The 21,202-nt window shown below is 63.1% G+C and carries 17 protein-coding genes; 7 read left to right on the top strand and 10 right to left on the bottom strand.

What is annotated here, in order from left to right; genetic code table 11:
- Positions 1-92: 92 nt before the first annotated feature.
- From kdsB to BN1127_RS12355, 5 genes are all read right to left on the bottom strand, one after another.
- Entirely contained in the window at positions 93-842 is a 750-nt protein-coding gene (kdsB, locus tag BN1127_RS12375; RefSeq protein ID WP_005331986.1) for a 3-deoxy-manno-octulosonate cytidylyltransferase, read from the bottom strand.
- Complete coding sequence (locus BN1127_RS12370; protein WP_005331987.1) at positions 839-1,039, bottom strand: Trm112 family protein; 201 nt, start codon at positions 1,037-1,039, stop codon at positions 839-841. The genes kdsB and BN1127_RS12370 overlap by 4 nt, the downstream gene beginning before the upstream one ends.
- Positions 1,040-1,189: 150 nt before the next feature.
- Complete coding sequence (gene lpxK / locus BN1127_RS12365; protein WP_005331989.1) at positions 1,190-2,185, bottom strand: tetraacyldisaccharide 4'-kinase; 996 nt, start codon at positions 2,183-2,185, stop codon at positions 1,190-1,192.
- A complete protein-coding gene (gene msbA, locus BN1127_RS12360; RefSeq protein WP_005331991.1) occupies positions 2,185-3,954 on the bottom strand; it encodes a lipid A ABC transporter ATP-binding protein/permease MsbA in 1,770 nt (589 codons plus the stop codon). Before msbA ends, lpxK begins: the two co-directional genes overlap by 1 nt.
- Positions 3,955-4,157: 203 nt before the next feature.
- Entirely contained in the window at positions 4,158-6,413 is a 2,256-nt protein-coding gene (locus BN1127_RS12355; RefSeq protein WP_042649661.1) for a DNA internalization-related competence protein ComEC/Rec2, read from the bottom strand.
- A gap of 28 nt (positions 6,414-6,441) precedes the next feature.
- Here BN1127_RS12355 and BN1127_RS12350 point away from each other — a divergent pair, with 28 nt between their 5' ends.
- The 3 genes from BN1127_RS12350 (at position 6,442) to BN1127_RS12340 (ending at position 9,080) form a co-directional block, all read left to right on the top strand.
- Positions 6,442-6,960 (top strand): DUF2062 domain-containing protein, encoded by a 519-nt coding sequence (locus BN1127_RS12350; protein ID WP_042649660.1) that lies wholly within the window; start codon positions 6,442-6,444, stop codon positions 6,958-6,960.
- Positions 6,954-7,448, top strand: a complete 495-nt coding sequence (locus BN1127_RS12345; protein WP_042649659.1) for a DUF2062 domain-containing protein — start codon at positions 6,954-6,956, stop codon at positions 7,446-7,448. The genes BN1127_RS12350 and BN1127_RS12345 overlap by 7 nt, the downstream gene beginning before the upstream one ends.
- 126 nt (positions 7,449-7,574) lie before the next feature.
- Positions 7,575-9,080, top strand: coding sequence for a helicase HerA-like domain-containing protein (locus BN1127_RS12340; RefSeq protein ID WP_042649658.1), 1,506 nt, complete (start codon positions 7,575-7,577; stop codon positions 9,078-9,080).
- A gap of 156 nt (positions 9,081-9,236) precedes the next feature.
- Here the strand turns inward: BN1127_RS12340 and BN1127_RS12335 are convergent, their stop codons facing one another.
- The 3 genes from BN1127_RS12335 to BN1127_RS12325 all read right to left on the bottom strand — a co-directional run bounded on the left by BN1127_RS12335 (position 9,237) and on the right by BN1127_RS12325 (position 12,754).
- Positions 9,237-10,427, bottom strand: a complete 1,191-nt coding sequence (locus BN1127_RS12335; RefSeq protein ID WP_005329100.1) for an amino acid aminotransferase — start codon at positions 10,425-10,427, stop codon at positions 9,237-9,239.
- Positions 10,428-10,572: 145 nt separating this feature from the next.
- On the bottom strand, positions 10,573-11,514 hold the full coding sequence (locus BN1127_RS12330) for a hypothetical protein (protein WP_042649657.1): 942 nt from the start codon (positions 11,512-11,514) through the stop codon (positions 10,573-10,575).
- A 202-nt stretch (positions 11,515-11,716) separates the two neighbouring features.
- Complete coding sequence (locus tag BN1127_RS12325; protein WP_042649656.1) at positions 11,717-12,754, bottom strand: porin; 1,038 nt, start codon at positions 12,752-12,754, stop codon at positions 11,717-11,719.
- A 385-nt stretch (positions 12,755-13,139) separates the two neighbouring features.
- Between BN1127_RS12325 and dinG the strand changes: the two genes are divergently transcribed.
- The 3 genes from dinG to BN1127_RS12310 all read left to right on the top strand — a co-directional run bounded on the left by dinG (position 13,140) and on the right by BN1127_RS12310 (position 16,986).
- Positions 13,140-15,212: an ATP-dependent DNA helicase DinG gene (gene dinG, locus BN1127_RS12320; protein WP_042649655.1), complete on the top strand. Its 2,073-nt coding sequence runs from the start codon at positions 13,140-13,142 to the stop codon at positions 15,210-15,212.
- 144 nt (positions 15,213-15,356) lie between these two features.
- Complete coding sequence (locus tag BN1127_RS12315; protein WP_042649654.1) at positions 15,357-16,016, top strand: YccT family protein; 660 nt, start codon at positions 15,357-15,359, stop codon at positions 16,014-16,016.
- 73 nt (positions 16,017-16,089) lie between these two features.
- On the top strand, positions 16,090-16,986 hold the full coding sequence (locus tag BN1127_RS12310) for a histone deacetylase family protein (RefSeq protein ID WP_042649653.1): 897 nt from the start codon (positions 16,090-16,092) through the stop codon (positions 16,984-16,986).
- 156 nt (positions 16,987-17,142) lie between these two features.
- On the opposite strand, the gene BN1127_RS12305 is transcribed toward BN1127_RS12310, so the two are convergent.
- Together BN1127_RS12305 and ylqF are read right to left on the bottom strand one after the other, a co-directional pair.
- A complete protein-coding gene (locus BN1127_RS12305; RefSeq protein ID WP_042649652.1) occupies positions 17,143-18,291 on the bottom strand; it encodes an MFS transporter in 1,149 nt (382 codons plus the stop codon).
- Between the two features lie 240 nt (positions 18,292-18,531).
- Positions 18,532-19,482, bottom strand: coding sequence for a ribosome biogenesis GTPase YlqF (gene ylqF / locus BN1127_RS12300; RefSeq protein ID WP_042649651.1), 951 nt, complete (start codon positions 19,480-19,482; stop codon positions 18,532-18,534).
- 326 nt (positions 19,483-19,808) lie between these two features.
- Between ylqF and BN1127_RS12295 the strand changes: the two genes are divergently transcribed.
- Complete coding sequence (locus BN1127_RS12295; protein WP_042649650.1) at positions 19,809-21,200, top strand: alkaline phosphatase; 1,392 nt, start codon at positions 19,809-19,811, stop codon at positions 21,198-21,200.
- Positions 21,201-21,202: the final 2 nt, after the last annotated feature.

The raw sequence follows: 21,202 nt of genomic DNA, 5'->3' as shown, positions 1-21,202 counted from the left end.
GGGTCATGGGTAATCAGGAATTATTATATAAATAATCAACGAAAAAACGGCGCCTGAAGGCGCCGTATCAGTCAACTTTCGTGCAGCCAGCCTCAGTTGGCCAGCAGGGCACGCACCTTGTCGAGATCGGTCTGGGTATCCACCCCGACCGGGGGGGCCTCAAGCGCCTGGGCCACGTGGATCTTCTCCCCGTACCAGAGCACCCGCAGCTGCTCCAGCGCCTCGACCTGCTCGAGCGCGCTCGGCGCCCAGTCCACGTAACGCTGGATGAAACCGGCGCGATAGGCATAAATGCCGATGTGGCGCTGATAGTGATTGCCAATCTGCTCATGGCTCTTGGCAAAGCGATCCCTGTCCCAGGGAATGCTGGCGCGGCTGAAGTAGAGGGCGTAGCCATCTTTGTCCGTCACCACCTTGACGGCATTGGGATTGAACGCCTCTTCGGCATCCTTGATCGGTACGGACAGGGTCGCCATGGGGGCAGTGGCGGCGGCCAGATTGTCCGCCACCTGACGGATGATGACGGGCGGAATGAGCGGCTCATCCCCCTGCACGTTGACGATGATGGTATCGGCGGCGAAGCCGTAGTGACGGCACACCTCGGCCAGGCGCTCGGTGCCGGACTGGTGATCCGGTGAGGTCATACACACCTCGACACCGGTTGCCCGCAGCGCCTGCCGCACCAGCTCATCGTCAGTGGCGACGATCACCCGATCGGCGCCCGATTGCAGGGCCTTCTCCACCACGTGCTGCACCATGGGCTTGCCATGGATGTCCGCCAGCGGCTTGCCCGGCAAGCGGGTCGAGGCGTAACGGGCCGGAATGACGACGACGAAACTCATGGCTTCAGCTCTTCCAGGGGCAGATGACGCGCCCGGTTCTCCAGGAGGACGGGGATCCCCTCCTCCAGCGGATAGGCCAGTCTGTCGAAACGGCAGATGAGCTCATGGGCAGCCTTGTCCGATTGCGGTTGATAGTGCAGCTTCCCCTTGCAAACCGGGCAGGCGATGATGTCGAGCAATTTGATATCCAGTGCCAAAACGAAACTCCTTCAACGATGTCGAGCAAGCGACGATCTCGGACGGGCTAGGCTGCCGAGCAGTTTAATGTTCCATCGCCGGAGCCGGAACCCGGCTCCTTGCAATTGTGCCGTACGGGCTATGCCGTGCAGGCGATGATCTTGCGCCATTCAGTGTGCATGGTCAGGGCCGGGTGCCTGCAGCGGGGTCAACCGCTGCAGCAGGGTATCGAGCAGGGCGGCGGGCAACTCGGCGCTGACCGGCAGATACCACCAGTGTGGCGGCGCGAAGGCCCGGCACTTGACCGCATCCTTCTCCGTCATCAGCAGGGGGCGCTGGCCGAAGCGGGCGAGCAGCTCATCCCGATCAAAGGCCTGATGATCCGCATAACCGACACGCTCTGCCAGCTCATAACCGAGTCCGGTCAGGGTGGCAAAGAAGCGGGGAGGATGGCCTATGCCCGCCAGTGCATCCACAGGTCCGGTGAGAGGCGCCTCGAGGGGCGCATCGTCGCACACGCGGCGCGGCGCGGCCGCCACCAGCGCCATGGGGTATTCCCCCTGGGCCGGGGTGCCGCCGTTGCAGATGATGGCATCGACCCGCTTGAGGCGGGTCATGGGTTCGCGCAGCGGCCCCATGGGGAGCAGGCAGCCATTGCCGAAGCGCCGGGCCCCATCCACCACCACCAGTTCGATGTCCCGGGCCAGGGCGTAGTGCTGCAGACCGTCGTCGGTGATGACGATGTCCACCTCGCCGCTTTGCTCCAGCAGACGCACCGCATCGGCGCGCCTGGGCGCCACCACCACGGGGCAGCCGCAGCGCCTTGCGATGAGCACAGGCTCATCCCCCGCCTGGGCGGTGGTGCTGGTGGCGTCCAGCCGGTAAGGGTAATGGGGCGCCTTGCCACCGTAACCCCGGCTGACCACGCCGGGGCGCCAGCCACGGGCTTGAAGCTGTTCCACCAGCCAGACCACCACAGGGGTCTTGCCGTTGCCACCGACCGAGATATTGCCCACCACGATCACCGGCAGGCTGGCGCGATAGGTGCTGAACCAGCCGCGCCAGTAGGCGAAGCGGCGCCCGCCGCTGACGAGGGCAAACAGCAGGGCCAAGGGAGCCAGCGCCCAGCGCCAGCCACTCTTGCCGTACCAGAGACGCTCCAGCATCAGCCCTTGTTACTCACAGCAACGTTGCCAAACTGAATGGCCCGCAACTGGGCATACGTGCCCTGTTGGGCCATCAGGGCATCATGGTTGCCGCGCTCGACGATATGACCCTCGTCGATCACCAGGATCTCGTCCGCCTTCTCGATGGTGGAGAGACGATGGGCGATCACCAGGGAGGTGCGCGCCTTGCACAGCTCGTCGATGGCCGCCTGGATGTGGCGCTCGGACTCGGTATCCAGGGCCGAGGTGGCCTCGTCCAGCAGCAGTACCGGGGAGTCACGCAGCAGGGCGCGGGCGATGGCGATGCGCTGGCGCTGACCACCGGAGAGGGAGGCGCCATTTTCGCCGATGACGGTGTCATAGCCCTCCGGCATCTTGCGCACGAACTCGTCGGCATGGGCGATGCGGGCGGCATGCTGGATCTCTTCCCGGCTGTACTTCTCTTCTGCCGCGTAGGCAATGTTGTTGGCCACGGAGTCGTTGAACAGGTGGACATGCTGGGAGACCAGGGCGTACTGCTTGCGCAGCTCGCTCAACTTGTATTCGCGGATGTTGACGCCGTCCAACAGGATCTCCCCCTGCTCTATGTCATAGAAGCGGGTCAAGAGGCTGGCGATGGTGCTCTTGCCTGAGCCGGAGCGGCCCACCAGGGCCACAGACTTGCCCGCCTCCACCTTGAAGCTGATGTTGTGCAGCGCCGGGGTATCCTTGGTCGGGTAGGTGAAGGTGACGTTGCGAAACTCGATCTCCCCACGGGCCCGCTCCAGGGTGCGGGTGCCAGTGTCCTGTTCCGGGGTGGAGTCCAGCAGACCGAACAGGCTCTGGCAGGCGGTGATGCCGCGCTGGAACTGGTTGTTCACGTCGGTCAGGCTTTTCAGCGGCTTGAGCAGCATCATCATGGAGGTGACCATGACGGTGAAGGTGCCCGCTGTCAGGGTCGCCTTGACCGAGTCGATGGTCGCCACATAGAGGAAGACCGCCAGGGCGACCGAGGCCACCATCTGGACGATGGGGCTGCCGATGGCGTCGGCCGCCACCATCTTCATGGTCTGCTGGCGCATCCGGTTGCTGACCTGATAGAAGCGCTTGTCCTCTACCTGCTGGCCGCCGAACATCAGCACCTCTTTATGGCCCTTGAGCATCTGCTCGGTGGAGGTGGTGATGTCACCCACCGCCTGCTGGATGTGGCGGCTGATCTTGCGGAAACGACGGCTGATGAGACCAATCAGCACCCCCACCACGGGGCCGACCACCAGGAAGATCACCGACAGCTGCCAGGAGTGCCAGAACATCAGGCCGAGCAGGCCGATGACGGTGGCTCCTTCCCGCACCAGAGACACCAGGGTGGAGCTCGCGGCGGACGACACCTGACCGGCGTCATAGGTCACCTTGGAGAGCAGGTTGCCGGTGTTCTGGCGGTCGAAGAAGCTCATGGGCATGGCCATCAGGTGGCTGAACACCTGCTGCTGCAGCCGCATCACCACATGGTTGCCGACCCAGGCCATGCAGTAGTTGGAGAGGAAGGCGGCGCATCCGCGCAGGGCGACGATGCCGAGCACAAAGAAGGGCATCCACTTGAGCACGCTGCTGTCGTTGCCGTTGAGGCCCTGATCGATGAGCGGCTTGATGGAGTAGACGAAGGTGGTATCCACGGCCGCATAACCCAGCATGCCGATGATGCCGCCCACCAGCCCCAGTTTGCGATCCCGGACATAACCGAGCAGGCGTTTGAAGACGGGCCAGCTCTCTTGTGAGGTTTCTTGTTGCATGAATAGCCGTTAATGAGGGAAATGACGGGGTATTCTAGCCAAAGCGCAGGATTACACCAAGCGTTGCCATCGCCTGGCCATCTCCCTCACCCTCCCTCAAAGGGAAATGACGGATGATTGCCCTAGCCAAAGCGCAGGATTACACCAAGCGTTGCCATAGCACCGGCACCACCCCAAAGAGAAATAACGGCCGAGGGAGAGTCCTAGTGCCATAGCCTGGGCCGCCACCAGTGGCCATTGCGCCTGTACCAGGGGCCCTGCTCGCGATCGGGCCGGATCTCGAGCCCGGCCTCCCCCGCCTCGATCAGGATGGCGCCATCCTGCCCCGTCACCCACTGACGGGCGCCCTGGTATCTCGCCACCACCTCGGGGCGGGGAAACTGCCACTGGTTCCTGTCACCGGCGCTGTGGATGACGACATCCGGGTTCACCGCCGCCACGAAGCCCGGGATCGAGGAGGTGCGGCTGCCATGGTGAGGGCTCACCAGCACGGCGCTGGCGAGGGTGCTGAAGCGAGTACTGGCAGATGTGCTGGCGAACACGCCTCCCTCTCCCTTGCTCTCCAGGGCCAGCAGGCGACGCTCCGCCTCCTGCTCTATGTCGCCACTGAGCAGGAGACGATGCCGGCCATCGCTTATCTGCACCACGCAACTGTCGTTATTGCGACCCGCCCCCGGCCGCTCGGGCCAGAGCACGCGAAAATCCAGCCCCTGCCAGTGCCAGCGCTGACCACGGCGACACAGGGTCGTGCTGCGGGCGAAGCCGAACGAAGAGAGCTCGCGGCGCACCGGCATCGCCTGCAGCATTGTTTGCCGATTGCCCGCATGGTCCCTGTCCTTGTGACTGATGATGAGGGCATCGAGTACCCGCACATCGAGCCGGTTCAACACGGGCAGGATGGCGGCCTCCGCCATGTTGTAACCGCCGGGGTAGCGATCCCCGGTGTCATAGAGGATGCCGCGCTCGCCGCGGGTGACGAGTACCGACAAGCCCTGCCCCACGTCCAGCACCCGCACCTGCCAGGGCGTGGGAGCAGGCCAGGCCCCCAGCAGCAGTGCGGCCCCCACCGGGAGCAGCAAACCGCGCCCTCCCGGCAGGTGCCAGGCCCCCCACAGCAGCACCAGCAAGGTGCTGACGGGCATCAGCCAGCCGGGAACCGACCACCAGAGCTGCAGATGGTCCGCCAGCAGGCCGAGTCCCCACAACACCCACGTCAGCCCCAGATCGGACAGCCAGAACAGGCCGTGAGCCAGGGCGGTGGAGATCGGCGCCAGCAGCACGCCGATCAGCGACAGCGGAATGATGCCGAGACAGAACAGCGGCAACGCCAGCAGATTGAGCAAGAGCGCCAGCGGGGCCACGCCCTCGAACAGCAGCAGTTGCAGGGGCAGCAGCCCGAGCAGCAGCAGGCACTGCAGACGCACCAGTCCGGGGCGCGCGTGCAGCAGGCTCGCCAGCAACAACAGGGCCACCGCCATGAAGGAGAGCCAGAAGCCGGCCGAGTAGAGGGCGAAGGGATCCCAGAGCACGAGCACCACGAAGGCCCACAGCCAGATGCGGTGGCTGGGCCAGTCCCGCTTCAGCCAGCGCAGCAGGCTCCACACCAGCACCATGATGAGGGCCCGCTCGGTCGCCACCGCAAAACCCGCCAGCCAACTGTAGACAGCGGCAAACAAGAGGGAGACCAGAATGGCCCCCCGCAACCCCAGCAGCCGCCCCAGCCACCAGCCGAGCACCGCCACCAGGGCGATATGCTGGCCGGAGATGGCGATGATGTGGGTCAGGCCGCTGCCGCGAAACAGATCCCACTGGGCATCCGTGATGCCCCCCTGCTCCCCGAAGCTGAGGGCCGCCAGCAAGGGGGCCTGCTCCAGCCCCTGCCAGGCGGTGCTGGCAGCGGCCAGCCAGCGCTCCCGCATCCCGGGTGCCGCCCCCTGGACCTCGATGAGACGGCGCAGGTTGCCGGTCGCCGTGATCCCCTTGCCAAGCAGCAGGCGCCGCCCATCCATGCCTGCCTCGTTGGCCAGCCCGTGGGCGGGCTTGAGAGAACTCACCAGGGTAATGCGACTGCCGGCGGGCAGGGGCGACAGTGCCTGGTAGGCATTGATCCTGACGAGAGTGGCCACCCCGAGGGGCTGCTCGTCCAGCGTCTCGACCCGCAGCAGCAGGCGGGCAAATTTATCTCGTGGTTTATCGCCTGAGGACTCCGTACTTTGCACCCGTGCGGTTATGATGTGGCTGGTCTGTGTCTCCAGCTTGTCCAGCCAGGCCAACCGATACTGCAGGTTCAGCTGCATCCAGAGCACGCCGAGCACCAGAAACATGAGCCGCCAATGACGGCCATGGGCGAGCAGGATGGCGAGGGCCAGCAGCGCGCCGCCCCATGCAGTAGAGGGTAACCAGGGCCAGAGCAGTGAGGAGCTTGCCCCCAGGGCAAACGACAACAGACGCAGATCCATGGAGCAAGTATTTAGCAAGGTTTCAAACATGCCCAAACGACTCATCAAACGCTGGCTGCCCGATCAGGACAAGCTCAAGGAGCACAAGCACCTGCGGCTGTTCGGCAAGTTGCTGCTCGATGCCAGCCTCTGGCACCTCAACCGCCGCTCCGCCGCCGGTGCCTTCGCGGTCGGCCTCTTCATGGCCTGGATCCCCCTTCCCTGCCAGATGCTGCTGGCGGCTGGTGGTGCCATCCTCTTTAGGGTCAATCTGCCCCTCTCGGTCGCCCTGGTCTGGCTCTCCAACCCAGTCACCATGCCGCCGCTGTTCTATGGCGCCTACCTGGTGGGCTGCCAGTTGCTCGGCCACCCCGCCCAGCACATCGATATCCAGTTCACCTGGGCATGGCTGGTCTCGGTATTTGAAACCCTGGCCCCGCCGCTGCTGCTGGGATCCCTGGTGCTCGCGCTCTTGAGTTCGCTGCTGGGTTACACCCTCATCCGCACCTTCTGGCGCATCAATACTGTGCGCCAGTGGCAGAAGCGCAAGGAGGCGCGGGCATGCTGAGCCGCTGGCTGGTCCGAATCAAGATAAACCCCGACACCCTGCGCCAGCAGAAGTGGTTCGCCCTGTTTGGTGAGCGCCTGCTGACCCCCGCCCTCTGGCAGGGTGGCACCCGGGCGCTCAGCGGCGCCGTGGCGGCCGGCCTCTTTGCCAGCTGGATCCCCGTTCCCATGCACTCCCTGGTGGCGGTCGGACTGGCGCTGGCGTTCAGCCTCAACCTGCCCCTGGCACTGCTGGCGGTCTGGTTCAACAACCCGCTGACGCTGCCCTTCATGTACCTCTATGCCTATCGTACCGGCTGCCTGGTGCTGCACCAGACGCCTGAGCCGTTTCACCTCACCTGGTCATTGCACTGGCTGGAGCACGAGGCGGCGACCCTGGCGCCCCCCTTCCTGCTCGGCAGCCTGTTGCTGGCGGTGCTGACCGCCACCACCGGGGCCCTGCTCACTCTCTTGATGCTGCAACTGGGCAGGCTGAGCCACTCCCGCTGAGCCCCCTCCCCGACCTTCGGGTTCCCTGTAGGCCGCAACTCGCCCCGCCTTGCCATCGTTTGGCTCTGCCACCACACTCCTTATAGCCCTCAGCTTGCCGCTGCCTGCCAAGACAAGGAGTTCACCATGGCCCAACCACTGACGCTGGCCTATGCCAATGGCCAACCCATCGCCCTGCTGCCCGCCATGGCCAACCGCCACGGCCTCATCACAGGCGCCACCGGGACCGGCAAGACAGTCACCCTGCAGGTGCTGGCAGAGGGGTTCTCCCGCCTCGGGGTGCCGGTCTTTCTGGCGGATGTGAAGGGGGATCTCAGTGGCCTTGGCGCCGCCGGCACCCCGTCGACCAAGCTGGATGCCCGGCTGGCCCAGCTCGGCATTCCGACTCCCGCCTTCGCCGCCAGCCCCACCCTGTTCTGGGATCTCTTCGCCGAGCAGGGGCACCCGGTGCGAGCCACCATCTCCGATATGGGGCCTCTGCTGCTGGCCCGTCTGCTCGGCCTCAACGACACCCAGAGCGGGGTGCTGGAGCTGGTGTTCAAGGTGGCAGACGACGAGGGCCTACTGCTGCTCGATCTGAAAGATTTGCGCGCCATGGTGCAGTTTGCCGGAGACAACGCCAAATCCCTCACCACTCGCTATGGCAATGTGTCCACCGCCTCCATCGGCGCCATCCTGCGCAACCTGCTCACCCTGGAGAGCGCGGGAGGGGACCACTTCTTCGGCGAGCCCATGCTGGACATTCAGGATCTGCTGCAGACCGACGGGGCCGGCCACGGCCACATCAATGTGCTGGCGGCCGGCAAGCTCACCCAGTCCAGCCGGCTCTATGCCTGCTTCCTGCTCTGGCTGCTCTCCGAGCTGTTCGAGCAACTGCCCGAGGTGGGGGATCCCGATAAACCCGTGTTGGTGTTCTTCTTCGATGAGGCACATCTCTTGTTCAACGACGCCCCCAAGGCGCTGCTGGAAAAAATTGAACTGGTGGTGCGCCTCATCCACTCGAAAGGGGTCGGCGTCTACTTCGTGACCCAGAGCCCGGCCGACATTCCCGACAGCGTGCTGGGGCAGCTCGGCAACCGGGTGCAGCATGCCCTGCGCGCCTTTACCCCGAGCGATCAGAAGGCGGTGCGCATCGCCGCCAACACCCTGCGCGCCAACCCGGCCTTCGACGCGGCCGGCGTCATCACCGAGCTCGGGGTGGGCGAGGCCCTGGTCTCCCTGCTCGATGAGAAGGGGCGCCCCTGCGTGGTGGAGCGCGCCTTCATCGCCCCGCCCGCCAGTCGCATAGGTCCCCTGAACGACGCCGAGCGGCAGGTCCTGATCCAGGGGTCAGTGCTCCACGGCAGATACGAGACCCGCGAGGATCGTGAATCCGCCTTCGAGCGTCTCAATGGCGGGGCACCAACCGCCGCAGATGATGCCCCCCAGACCCCGTCGGAGCAGGGTGGCGGATTGCTCGATGCCCTCAACGGCATCCTGTTCGGGCGCACAGGCCCGCGCGGTGGCCAGCATGACGGCGTGGTGCAGACCGCCGCCAAGAGCGTGGCCCGCACCCTGGGCAACGAGGTGGGTCGTCAGTTGGTACGGGGGGTGCTCGGCTCTCTGCTCGGGGGCAGCAAACGGCGCCGCTGATGCCGGAAAACAGGCATGAAAAAGCCCGCCGACATGGCGGGCTTTTTACTGAGCGGAGGCCGATGGTTGTGCTTACAGCACCTTGGCAATGGCATCGCACAGGGGATCTATTGATATTGACGCGGGTGATTCCCGCATAGAACCTCTTCGCCTCAGTTACAGCACCTTGGCGATGGCGTCGCACAGGGGATCTATGTTGGCGCGGGTGATCCCGGCCACACTGATCCGGCCGGAGCCGACGATATAGATGGCAAACTCGCTCTTGAGGCGCTCCACCTGATCCTTGGAGAGACCGGAGAAGGAGAACATGCCGTTCTGCTCGCGGATGAAGCTGAAGTCCTGGCTCACGCCGAGGGCGCTGAGTTTCTCCACCAGCAGCTCGCGCATCTCGCGAATGCGCACCCGCATGGCCGCCACCTCTTCCACCCACTCTGCATAGAGGGCCGGATCGCTGACGATGGTGGTCACCACGGCGGCGCCGTGTGACGGCGGGTTGGAGTAGTTGGCACGAATGACGGTCTTGACCTGGGTGAAGGCCACGTCGGCAATCGCCTTGGTCGCACTGACCAGGGTGAAGGCGCCGACCCGCTCGTTGTAGAGGCCGAAGTTCTTGGAGAAGGAGCTCGCGACCAGCAGCTCGTCATGGCACTCGGCGAAGATGCGCAGCCCCTCGGCATCTTCCTCGATACCACGGGCAAAACCCTGGTAGGCGAAGTCAAACAGCGGCAGCCAGCCGGCGGCGGCACTCTGTTTGGCCAGGGCGCGCCACTGATCGCTGGTGGGGTCTATGCCGGTCGGGTTGTGACAACAGCCGTGCAGCAGCACCAGATCGCCGGCCTGCGCCTCGGCAAGGGACGCCTGCATGGCGGCAAAGTCGAGACCCTTGGTCGCCGCATCGTAGTACTTGTACCACTTGACGGTGAGGCCGGCGGCCTGGAACACGCTGACGTGGTTGGCCCAGGTGGGATCGGAGATCCAGATGGTCTTGGCCAGACCGTTGCGCACCACGAACTCGGCGGCGATGCGCAGGGCACCGGTACCACCCGGTGCCTGGGCTGTCTTGGCGCGGCCGCTGGCGACCAGGGCGGAGTCCTGCCCGAACAGCAGTTGCTGCACTATGCGGCCATATTCGATATTGCCTTCAATACCGAGGTAGTTCTTGGTCTTCTCGTCGGTGAGCAGCTTCTGCTCGGCTTTCTTGACGCAATGAAGGATAGGAGTGGCACCGGTCTCATCCTTGTAGATCCCGACCCCCAGATTGATCTTGTGGCTGCGAGAGTCGGCACGGAAGGCTTCGGTCAGGCCCAGGATCGGATCCGCTGGGGCGGCAACAACCTTTTCAAACATGGTATTCCCTGTATTCCGTTGAGTTCGTTGGCTGGCAAAGTAGATTGGCAAACAAAAGCGCCCCTTTGGCGAGCGCTCCGTCAACTCTTTATACCACTGCCTTCCATAGGGGAAAACCGCTTTCTCAACGGGGATGGCGGCCCCGTCAGCCGATGGCATGCCAGCCCGATGCCAGGGCACACACCTCGGCCGACAGGCCGCGGTTGGACTCCACCAGATCGCTGCACCACGCCCGCAATGGACGGGGGATCCGGCTCGGCTCCCAAGGGCGTGCGTCCTGCAGAGGGGCGGCATAGGCCTCCTTGATGGGAGCCAGATCCCGGGGCAGCCACCAGCTGGCCGGACGCCCCAGCCGTTGGGCCAGCGCCTGCACCCGATCCACCCCGGCAGGGTCGAGAGCGGTGAGATGGCTCCACAGCACATTGGGCGGCAAAGCGGCCACCACCTGCTGCAGGGCCAGGGAGGCAGATGGGGGTGCCCACACCAGCAAGCTGCCTGACTCAAGAAGAAGCTCGGCAAAGGCGCCGACGCTGTCGGTGGTGATCACCCGCTCGATATTCCCCTCCCCCCACAGGATCTTGCCAAGATCCGCACGGGTACGCTCAGGCAGGGACACTTCGCCGAGGGCCTGCAGCCAGGGCGCCGCGTCGATCAGGGTACCGCTGCTAAAAAAGAGGCTGAACGGCTGGGCGGAGCGCAAGCGCAACAGCTGATCGGCACAGAGCCGAATGCCCTTGTCCTCAAAGTCGATCTGCTCGTTGGGGGTGAAGTTCACATCTGACTTGCGATAGAGCGCCGCCAGCACCCGCTCGTTAACCTGCTCCCCCAACTGCCAACCCTGAGCATGAAGCCACTCCTCGGGCTCGGGGGGAGCGGTGGCGATCTCGGCCAGCATCAGCTCGCGGGTGAGATAGCGCCGTCCGGCCGGTGTGAGCTCATAGCTGTTGCTGCCATGGGCGAGCAGCAGCTGGTTATCCTTGAGCAGACCCACCAGCGGTTGCCACTGGCGGCCACGGATCACCACAGGCGAGTGGCCCAGCAACTGCTGCGCCAACGCCCGCCACTCGGGGTGACTGAAATCGATCACACGCATCCTTCCCTGTCGGCAGACCATCTTTCAACGAATTGAATAATCTAGCGATTTACGAGGGGGGAGCCAAGGGCGGAAAAGAGACAACGTGACCTGGCGCAGGGCCAAACAGCGGGGTATGAGGAAGGTGAAAGGCAGATAAAACAAAACGGCCAAGCAAGCTTGGCCGTTTATCAACTAAATCCGTACTAAGACTGGATTAGAAGTTGTATTGCAGGGCAACAGTGAACTCGTCGTCCAGGTCGTCGATACCCTGGATCTTGTACTCGGTGTACGCTTTCAGCTTGGAAGTGAAGTTGTACTGTACGCCCAGCAGGGTCTCGTCAACGATGTCTTCGTAGGAAGAACCGGAAGAGTTGGACAGCACTTTGCCTTCGGCAAAGTTGTAGCCAGCCAGGAAGGTCCAGGCGTCTACGTTGTAGGAGGCAGCCAGCTCGTAGCCACGGCCCTTGTCCTTGTTGCTACCTTGGGTGGTGTTGTCGTAGCTCAGGTCACCCTGGGTGTACATACCAGCGAAGTAGAAACCGTTGATGGCGTAGTGTGCGCCCAGGGCCCACTCTTTCTTGTCGCCAGAAGCACTGGAAGCGGTGCTTTCCAGGTCGGAGTAGGCGTAACCGGCGTTCAGGCCCAGACCGAAGTCGAAGTCATAACCAGCAGCAGCGGCGTAGCCGTAGTTACGCTTGGCTTTCGGACCATAGATGGCGTCTTCTTTGATGCCTTGACCGATATCAGTAACCTTGACAGCCTTGTCATCGTTGGTCTGATAGGACAGTTTGCCCTTGAAGCCACCGAAGGTGTTGGAATAGATGATCTGACCTTCTTGACGACCGTCATAGAAGTTACCTACGTCACCCCATTCGTTGAAGATATCGGTCGGCTCCAGCACGTCGTAGAACGCAGTGTCGGTCTGGCCGAAGATGATCTTGCCGTACTGGGTACCGTCGAAACCGACGTAGATGTGACGGGAGTCAAACTTGTTGGCGGAGTTCTCAGCAGAGACTTGCCATTCGGTCTTGGCGATACCGGACCAGGTGTTGTTCAGTGCAACTTTACCGGACCAGCCCAGACGGGAGGAACCAACCAGTTCTGCGTCGGTGTCGTCGTGCTCGCCGTAGTAGTTGGCTTGTACACGGCCGTAGATATCAAAGGAAGTACCGTCTTTGTCATAAACGACTGCGGCGTTAGCGGCAGATGCAAACAGAGCCGGGATAGCGATAGCCAGAATTGTCTTTTTCATAGTTGTTTCCAATGCCTACTGTAATTAAACACTAAGTCCTTGTTATTCCCTGTGTTAGCGATGTTCTTTGCATCACTATGCAGCCGAGACTATCACCGGGTTTTACGATCCGCAACGAAAAAACTTGGAACTTTTTGAGAAAACCATAGTCATAGGGAAAAAATTGTGAGCTGAATCCCATATTGTTTGCCCTCTCAGGGAAAACGTTTACAGCGATACTTGCTACCTGAATCGCCCTTTTTTGGTGGTTTATTGCACGTGCCGCTCACCCCATAACATAAGTGCGGATCCCGACCCCTAACCCCTGCCTCGCCTTGCCTCGACCCAGGCCGCCTGTTGCGGGTATCCTGTGGCCATTCATCCCAGACACGGTCACACCTCATTCATGCTATCGACTCGCCTCAAAGCCACCATTCGCAATACCTATCGACAGATTGCCGATGGTTTACCCGGTTTTGTGCCGCGCAAGGAGCAGAATTTTCTGGTGGCCGAAATCGCCAAGACGCTCACCGGTGAGTATGAGAAGAGTCGCCGCATCCTGGTGGCCGAGGCGGGCACCGGTATCGGCAAATCCCTCTCCTACGCCCAGGGCGCCATCCCTGTGGCACGGCTCACCCAGAAGAAACTGGTGATCTCCACCGCCACCGTCGCCCTGCAGGAACAGCTGATCCACAAGGATCTGCCGTTCTATCATCGCCACAGCGAGCTGCCGTTTCGCTTCATGCTGGTCAAGGGGCGTCAGCGTTACTGCTGTGAACATCTGCTTGAACAAGCAGCAAGCGGCGCCGAGATGGCCAATCTCGAACTCGACTTCGGTAGTTTGAGCAAGCACAAGCCGTCAGATTCTGACAAGGAACGCTATCAGGCGCTGTGGCAGGCCTACACCGAGGGGAAGTGGGACGGGGACAGGGACAACTGGCCCAAGCCCATTCCGGATCTGTGCTGGGATCGCATCGCCGCCGATCGCCACAGCTGCAACAAGGCACTGAGCCACCATCAGCACTGCCCCTTCCACCGTGCCCGCAACGACATGGACGCTGCCGACGTGCTGGTGGTCAACCATGCCCTGCTGCTCTCCGACCTCACCATGGGCGGCGGTATCATATTGCCGCCGCCGGATGAGTGTATCTATGTGCTGGATGAGGCTCATCACCTGCCGACCATAGCCCGGGATCACGGTGCCGCCTCGGCCAGCATCAAGGGGTCCCGCCGCTGGCTGGAAAAACTGGTGCAGAGCGCCGGCAAGCTGGCCAGGGCGCTGAACAAGGAGAGCTTGCTCGACCCCCAGCTGAAACTGCAGGATGCCCTGGCCTCCCTGCAACCGGATCTCAAGGCGCTGGAGCAGTGGCTCGCCGGCAACGATCACCTGTTTGGCAGCGAGCAGCACCACAGATTTGCCGAGGGGGTCCTGCCCGATCCCCTGCCCATGCTGGCCGAAAACTTGAAGGAGGCGAGCAAGAAGGCGCTGCGGGCGCTGGACAGGATGCAGGGCGCCATCGGCGAGGCACTCAAAGACGGCGAAATCCGTCGCAAGGAGGCCGAGCCCCTGCTGGCGGAGAGCGGTTTTTACCTGCAGCGGCTGGAGAGTTTCTGCGCCCTGTGGGAGATGCTGAGCCGCCACGTGCCGTCGGGCAAGACACCGCTGGCCCGTTGGATGGCCAGGAGCGAGGATGGGGACATCTGGCTGCACGCCTCCCCCATAGAGGTGGGTTATCTGCTGGAAGAGTGGCTCTGGTCCCGCTGTCTGGGCGCCGTGCTGGTCTCGGCCACCCTCACCGCCCTCTCCTCCTTCAGCTATTTCCGCCACCAGGTGGGGCTCAAAGAGCATGACGGCACCCGTTATCTGCGCCTGCGCTCTCCTTTCGAGTACCACAAGGCCGAGCTTTATCTGCCAAAAATGACCCATGAACCGAGCGCTCCCGGCTTTACCCAGGAGCTGGTCGATACCCTGCCCCGTCTGCTGGCGGGCAAGGAGGCGAGCCTGGTGCTCTTCTCCTCCTACCGGCAGATGAACGAGGTGGCAGTGGGGCTGCGGGCCAAGGGCCTCTCCCTGCTGGTACAGGGGGAAGCGTCGCGCAACGCTCTGCTCACCCTGCACAAACAGAAGTGCGACGGCGGTCAGGCCAGCATATTGTTTGGTACAGGCAGCTTCTCGGAAGGGCTGGACCTCCCCGGTCACTACCTCACCAACCTGGTGATCACCAAGCTCCCCTTCGCGGTGCCGAACTCCCCGGTGGAGGAGGCGACCGCCGAGTGGGTCGAAAAACGCGGCGGCAACCCCTTCCTGCAGCTGACGGTACCGGAGGCGTCCCGCAAACTGATCCAGGCCTGTGGTCGTCTGATCCGCAAGGAAGCCGATCGGGGCCGGGTAACCATTCTCGATCGGCGCCTGCTCACCAAGCGCTACGGCAAGGGCTTGCTCGATGCGCTGCCCCCTTTCACCCGGCGTATCGAATGAGGCATGTCGGGTTTATTTGACAGATAAGTCAGCAAGCTGACTGCCGGGCGGCGCCATAAACGGCTATTGCTGCTGTGGGGCAAACCTGTAAAAATGAGCCCCTATTTTTCAGTGGGCAATCGCCTGACTGTTCAAGGAGATGAAATGAAACTGACTGTTCTGGTGCCGGCCCTGGCTGGTCTGTTGTGGGCAGGTAGCGCCCTGGCTGATAGCCAACTGGAAATAAGCAATCCCTACGTGGTCCAGCTGATCGATGGCGAGTCCATCAATCCCAAGCTGTTGGACAAGAGCAGCACCTTCCCCATCAGTGCCGGCAAGCACCAGGTGGTGGTAGCCTTCGAAGGCAACTACTCCAGCCGCAGCGAGATCAAGCTGGTGACCGCCGAGCCCCTGGTGATCAACTTCACCGCCGGTGACAACCAGAAGCTGGTGCTGGATTTCAAGAAGCCCCGTAACGAATCTGAAGCCCAGCAATTCGTGAAACAGCAGAAAGTCGTTCTCAAGGACAAGGTCAGCGGTCAGGCCCTGGCCAGCGAACAGTTCATCATGCCGAAAGTGGGTGGCTTCCAGCTGACCCGTGACTATCAGCAGGAGCTGCTCAAGATGGGCAAGGCCTTCAACCAGCCAGCCACCGTTGCCGTCTCCAGTGCTGCCGTGATGGCCGCCGCCAGCGCGCCGGTCGAAGTGGCGCCGAGCAAGGCTCAGAGCAATCCGGAAGCCCTGACCCAGCTGCAGAGCTGGTACAACAGGGCCGATGCGGAGACCCGCAAGGCCTTCCAGATCTGGGTGATCCAGCAGCAATAAGGGCGCAGCGCGTCGCTTTATGCATAGAGGGGAGCCTGGCTCCCCTTTTTCATATCAGTTCGGGCCTATTGCCATGTCCCTGCGCATCTTCTACCACCCCTATTACTCCTCCCTGACGCTGCCCGAGCGCCACCGCTTTCCCCTGGCCAAGTACCAGGCGATCTACCAGCACCTGGCAGCACTGGGCTATCCGCTGGCAGAGGCCCCCGCCGCGAGCCGCGAGCAGATAGCACGGGTCCACGATGCCGACCATGTTGAGGCAGCCCTCACCGGGCAGCTTGAAAGAGAGGCCATCCGCAGGCTCGGTTTTCCCTGGTCACCCATGCTGATTGAACGCACCCTGCGCTCGGTCGGGGCCACCGTCGCCGCCAGCCGTCACGCCCTCGAGCAGGGCTGCGGCCTCCAGATCTCCGGCGGCTATCATCACGCTCACAGGGACTTTGGCAGCGGCTTCTGCCTGTTCAACGATCTGGTGATAGCGGCCCGGGCCTGCCTCGACGAGGGGCGCTGCGAGCAGGTGCTCATCGTGGATCTCGATGTCCACCAAGGAGATGGCAGCGCCGCCCTGTGCACGGGGAGCCGGGACATCATCACCCTCTCCCTGCATGGCGAGCACAACTTCCCCCACCACAAACCCGCCTCCCATCTGGACTTCGCCCTGCCAAGCGGCATGGAGGACGACACCTACCTCGAGACCCTGAGCCAGGCGCTGAATCTGGCGCTGCGCCTCTACCGCCCCGATCTCATCCTCTACCAGGCCGGGGTCGACGTGCACCAGGCCGACGAGCTCGGCTACCTCTCCCTGAGCGACGCCGGGGTGCGTCAGCGGGACGCCATGGTGTTTGACTGTGCGATAAGCAACGGTCTGCCCATCGCCGCCGTACCGGGAGGCGGTTATCGGCGCGACTGGCGGCAGTTGATCCCGCTGCACCTCTCTCTGTTTGAAGAGGCAAAAAAGCGCTATGGCTAGCACCCCTTTCCCCCTCGCCATCCCCTGAAAACAACAAGGCGGCCCCGGGGCCGCCTCTTCTTATATAGGGCACAGCTGTCTTTTGCTGCGCCTGTCACCAGAGACAGGACAGCGTCATGCCTGGCGCTCGGCGTCCCTTCCCATCAGACACAGCGATCAGGCATGGGCCACCGGCGTCGGATGCTCACCCATGGGGCGCAGCAACATCAGCAGATAGATGAAGGACACGCTGGCGATCATGATAAACAGCAGGTTATCCGAGTAGTGCTGCATCAAGAGCGCGGTATAGGCAGGGCCCAGCAGGCTGCCTATGGTGTAGCTCAGCAGCAGCGCCTGATTCATCGCCACCAGCTGATGCTGCTCGACCCTCTCGCAGGCCCAGGCCATGGCCACCGGATAGAGGGTAAAACCGGCGGCGCCCAGGATGAAGAGCGCCGGCCCCATCGCCAGGTTGCCGAGCATCGCCAAGGCGCCCAGGATGACCACCAGCACCTGCATCCGCAGTACCGGCAAACGACCGAACCTGTCTGCCAGACGGCCGGCGGGCCACTGCCCCAGGATGCCGGCGCTCACCATCACCGCCATCCAGTAACCGATACCGGCATCACTCACCCCCTGATGGTTCAGGTAGAGCGGCATCAGGCCATAGAGCGACCCCAATACGATGCCGGAGATGATGCAGCCATTGACCCCAAGGCGCGCCTGACGCAGGCGCAGCATGGGCCACACCCGGGTTGCCCCCTGCGGCTCCCCCTGCTCGCTGACAACGCGGGTGAACAAGAGCGGTAGGATAGCGGCCAGTACCAGGCCAGTCACCCAGGGCAGCACATCCATCAGCGCGGTCGGCAGCGTGCTGACCAGCAGTTGCCCGAGCACAGTCCCCAGGTAATAGACCATCATGTAGGCGGCGAGCAGACGCCCCCGGTTGCGCGCGTTGCCGCTGCACATCAGCGCACTCTCCACCACCACCCAGATCATGGCGCAGCCGATGCCGGCGATGAAGCGCCAGGTGAGCCAGCTCCAGAACCCCAGGGTGACTCCTAAGCCCACACAGCCTGCGGCAAAGATCAGGGATGCCAGGTAGTAGCTGCGGTTGAACCCGGCGCGTTTGATCAGCGCCCCCGCCAGCAGGGTCCCCAGCAGGTTGCCGCAAAAATAGGCGGAGCCGACCATGCCCACCTGCCAGGTCGGAAGCTGGTCATGGGCGAGCCAGAGCGGCACCAGGGTATTCAACACCGCGATGGCCAGGGTCAACAGCAGCAGGCCACAGAGCAATAACAGCACTGGCCGGGAGTATGTGGTCATGGATAAAACCGTGGGGAGAGTCAAAATGCGAGCGCATCATGCCACCGCCAAAGCCATTGTCAATCGGCGCTGAGCCGTGGCGGTGGTGTTTATCTGCGCGCAGACTCTACAGCCTGGATCTGAGCCGCGAGGTGCCCGCTGGCGGCCAAGGCGCTCCGCCATTTAGGCCGATACCCTGTCCATTGAAAAACGAAGAGGCGACCCCGGGGTCGCCTCCTCTTTCTACCAGCACAATAGACGCTATTTCTGACGCTTCTTGGCGTACTTGCGACGAGCCCGCGCCTGGCGCTCCTCTTCCCGCTCCGCCTTCTCCTTGGCCTTCTGCTCCGCTTCCTCTGCCGCCAGCACGATCTCGGCGCTCACCATCTCCGGGGTCTCCAGGGAGATGCGCCCCAGCATGCCGGAGCGGAACTCGTTGACCAGGATCTCGGAGGCCTTGTGCAGATCCGCCAGGCCGCCCTTGCGCATGAAGGCGCGCTGGCGGGCGATGAGCTCCAGCAGCTCGATCTCGGTCTCGGGCAACTCAGCTATCTGGTAGCGCGCCTTGATCCGCTCCGGGTAGGCCTTGAGGAAGTAATCGGCGGCGAACATGGCGATGTCGGCGTAGTCAAACACCGTGTCCTTGATGGCCGCTGTGATGGCCAGCCGGTAGCCGCAGGAGGGCGGGTTGAGCTTGGGCCAGAGGAACCCCGGGGTATCGGTCAGGATGACGTTGTTGTCCAGCTTGATCCGCTGCTGGGACTTGGTCACCCCCGCCTCGTTGCCGGTCCGGGCGATGATGCGCCCCGCCAGGGTGTTGATCAGGGTGGACTTGCCCACATTGGGGATGCCCATGATCATGGCCCGCACCCCGCGCAGGTCGAAGTTGCGCTCCGGCAGCATCTCGTGGCACAGGGTCAGCAGCGCCTTGATCTTCTCCGGCTCCTGCTGGGTCAGGGGCAACGCCTTGATCCCCTTCTCTTGTTCCATGTGTGCCACCCACAGCTCGGTGATCGCCGGATCGGCGAGATCCGCCTTGTTCAGCACCTTGATGACGGGAGTATCCCCACGCAGCTCGGGCACCAGGGGGTTCTCGCTGGAGAAGGGGATGCGGGCATCCAGCATCTCGATGATGACATCGACCTGGGGCATGACCTCGGCAATTTCTTTGCGGGCCTTGTGCATGTGGCCGGGGAACCAGTTGATGGACATATCCGTTACTCTCTCATTGGGGATGCGGGCTCCCGCTGGGGGCTGCGGGCGCCTGGTGATGCGCCAAACCGCTGGCACTCATCGCAAGGGGGCGCATTTTACCTGCTGCGGCCCCGATTTGACAGGCCATTGTGGCCACGAGCGTGCATGGCAGCAACACTGGTGCCACCACGGCCGGCGACGGCAGAGGCCCGAACAACAATCAATAACTCATTGATACAACATAACATTTATCTGTCACCTTCACCGTATTGTCATCCAGACTCACTAAAAGTGTCATCTGCCCCCTCTAGGCTGCGCTCAGGTTTTACAAGGAGCGAACCCCAATGAGAAACATGGCAGGACTTGCAGTGATGATAGGCGCCACCCTGGTCGCCGGCTGCAACTCCAACAATGACAGCAGCACCCCCGAGCCCAGCGCCAAAAACGTCATCTTCTTCCTCGGCGACGGCATGGGTCTCAACACCCTGACCGCCGCCCGCATCTACGGCGTGGGGGAAGAGGGCAGCCTCACCATCGACACCCTGCCGGAAACGGCCTTCATCAAGACCTTCTCCCACGACGCCCAGGTCACCGACTCGGCGCCCTCCATGGCGGCCTACATGACGGGGGTCAAGAGCAACAACGGCGTCATCAGCATGGACAGCGACGCTACCTATGAGAGCGACTGCAGCCAGAGCGCCGGCAAGCCGGTCACCACCCTGCTGGAGCTGGCCAAGGCCGACGGCCGCGGCACCGGCGTGGTCACCAGTACCAGGGTGACCCACGCCACCCCGGCCGCCACCTATGCCCACATCTGCAACCGGGATCTGGAAAATGACATCGCCGCCCAGCTGGTACCGGGCGGCGCTGGCTATAACGGCGCCCTGAAAGAGGGGCTGGACGTGGTGCTCGGTGGCGGCAGCAGCTTCTTCCTGCCCAAGGCCGACAAGGGCAAGCGAGAGGATGGCCGCAACCTCATCGACGAGATGCAGGCCAAGGGCTACCAGTTTGCCAGCACCCTGGACGAGCTGAACCAGGCCGAGGCGGGCAAGCCGCTGCTGGGGCTGTTTGGTTCGAGCCACATGAAATATGACCTCGACAGGCCCACCAGCGAGCCGTCGCTGGCCCAGATGACCCTGGCCGCCATCAAGCAGCTCAAAGACAAGGAGAAGGGCTACTTCCTGATGGTGGAAGGGGGTCGCATCGATCACGCCCTGCACGACACCAACGCCAAACGCGCCCTGCAGGATACCCTCGCCTTCGACGACGCCATCAAGGCCACCCTGGACGAGGTGAAGAAAACCGACCCCGAGCTGAAAAACACCCTGATCGTGGTCACCGCCGACCATGACCACACGCTGGTACTCAACGGCTACGCCAAGCGCACCGGCAAGACCACGGCCGGCAACCCCGGGGTGCTCGGGCTGGTGAAGAACTACGAGACCGGCGAGCCGAGCAAGGACAGCGACGGCATGCCCTACACCATCATCGGCTTTGGCAACGGCTACAACCGGGTGGATGGCCCGCGTAGCAGCGTGGGGCCGCTCGACGATGCCACCGTCTCGGCCGACGACTATCACCAAGAGGTGGTGGTCAAGGTGGGCGAGATCGGCAACGAGACCCACGGCGGCACCGACGTCTTCCTCGGCGCCATAGGCCAGGGAGCTGACAGCTTCCACGGCTCACTCGATAACACCGCCGTGTTCGGCAAGGTCAAGGCTGCGGCCAAGCTGTGAGG

It is taken from the genome of Aeromonas media, assembly GCF_000819985.1.
Taxonomy (GTDB): Bacteria; Pseudomonadota; Gammaproteobacteria; order Enterobacterales; family Aeromonadaceae; genus Aeromonas; species Aeromonas media.
This window is presented reverse-complemented; position numbering and strand designations above follow the sequence as displayed.

Coding starts and splice junctions, on each gene's coding strand:
- kdsB (WP_005331986.1), bottom strand. CDS start 842: ATGAGTTTCGTCGTCGTCATTCCGGCCCGTTACGCCTCGACCCGCTTG.
- lpxK (WP_005331989.1), bottom strand. CDS start 2,185: ATGCTGGAGCGTCTCTGGTACGGCAAGAGTGGCTGGCGCTGGGCGCTG.
- msbA (WP_005331991.1), bottom strand. CDS start 3,954: ATGCAACAAGAAACCTCACAAGAGAGCTGGCCCGTCTTCAAACGCCTG.
- BN1127_RS12355 (WP_042649661.1), bottom strand. CDS start 6,413: ATGGATCTGCGTCTGTTGTCGTTTGCCCTGGGGGCAAGCTCCTCACTG.
- BN1127_RS12350 (WP_042649660.1), top strand. CDS start 6,442: ATGCCCAAACGACTCATCAAACGCTGGCTGCCCGATCAGGACAAGCTC.
- BN1127_RS12345 (WP_042649659.1), top strand. CDS start 6,954: ATGCTGAGCCGCTGGCTGGTCCGAATCAAGATAAACCCCGACACCCTG.
- BN1127_RS12340 (WP_042649658.1), top strand. CDS start 7,575: ATGGCCCAACCACTGACGCTGGCCTATGCCAATGGCCAACCCATCGCC.
- BN1127_RS12335 (WP_005329100.1), bottom strand. CDS start 10,427: ATGTTTGAAAAGGTTGTTGCCGCCCCAGCGGATCCGATCCTGGGCCTG.
- BN1127_RS12325 (WP_042649656.1), bottom strand. CDS start 12,754: ATGAAAAAGACAATTCTGGCTATCGCTATCCCGGCTCTGTTTGCATCT.
- dinG (WP_042649655.1), top strand. CDS start 13,140: ATGCTATCGACTCGCCTCAAAGCCACCATTCGCAATACCTATCGACAG.
- BN1127_RS12315 (WP_042649654.1), top strand. CDS start 15,357: ATGAAACTGACTGTTCTGGTGCCGGCCCTGGCTGGTCTGTTGTGGGCA.
- BN1127_RS12310 (WP_042649653.1), top strand. CDS start 16,090: ATGTCCCTGCGCATCTTCTACCACCCCTATTACTCCTCCCTGACGCTG.
- BN1127_RS12305 (WP_042649652.1), bottom strand. CDS start 18,291: ATGACCACATACTCCCGGCCAGTGCTGTTATTGCTCTGTGGCCTGCTG.
- ylqF (WP_042649651.1), bottom strand. CDS start 19,482: ATGTCCATCAACTGGTTCCCCGGCCACATGCACAAGGCCCGCAAAGAA.
- BN1127_RS12295 (WP_042649650.1), top strand. CDS start 19,809: ATGAGAAACATGGCAGGACTTGCAGTGATGATAGGCGCCACCCTGGTC.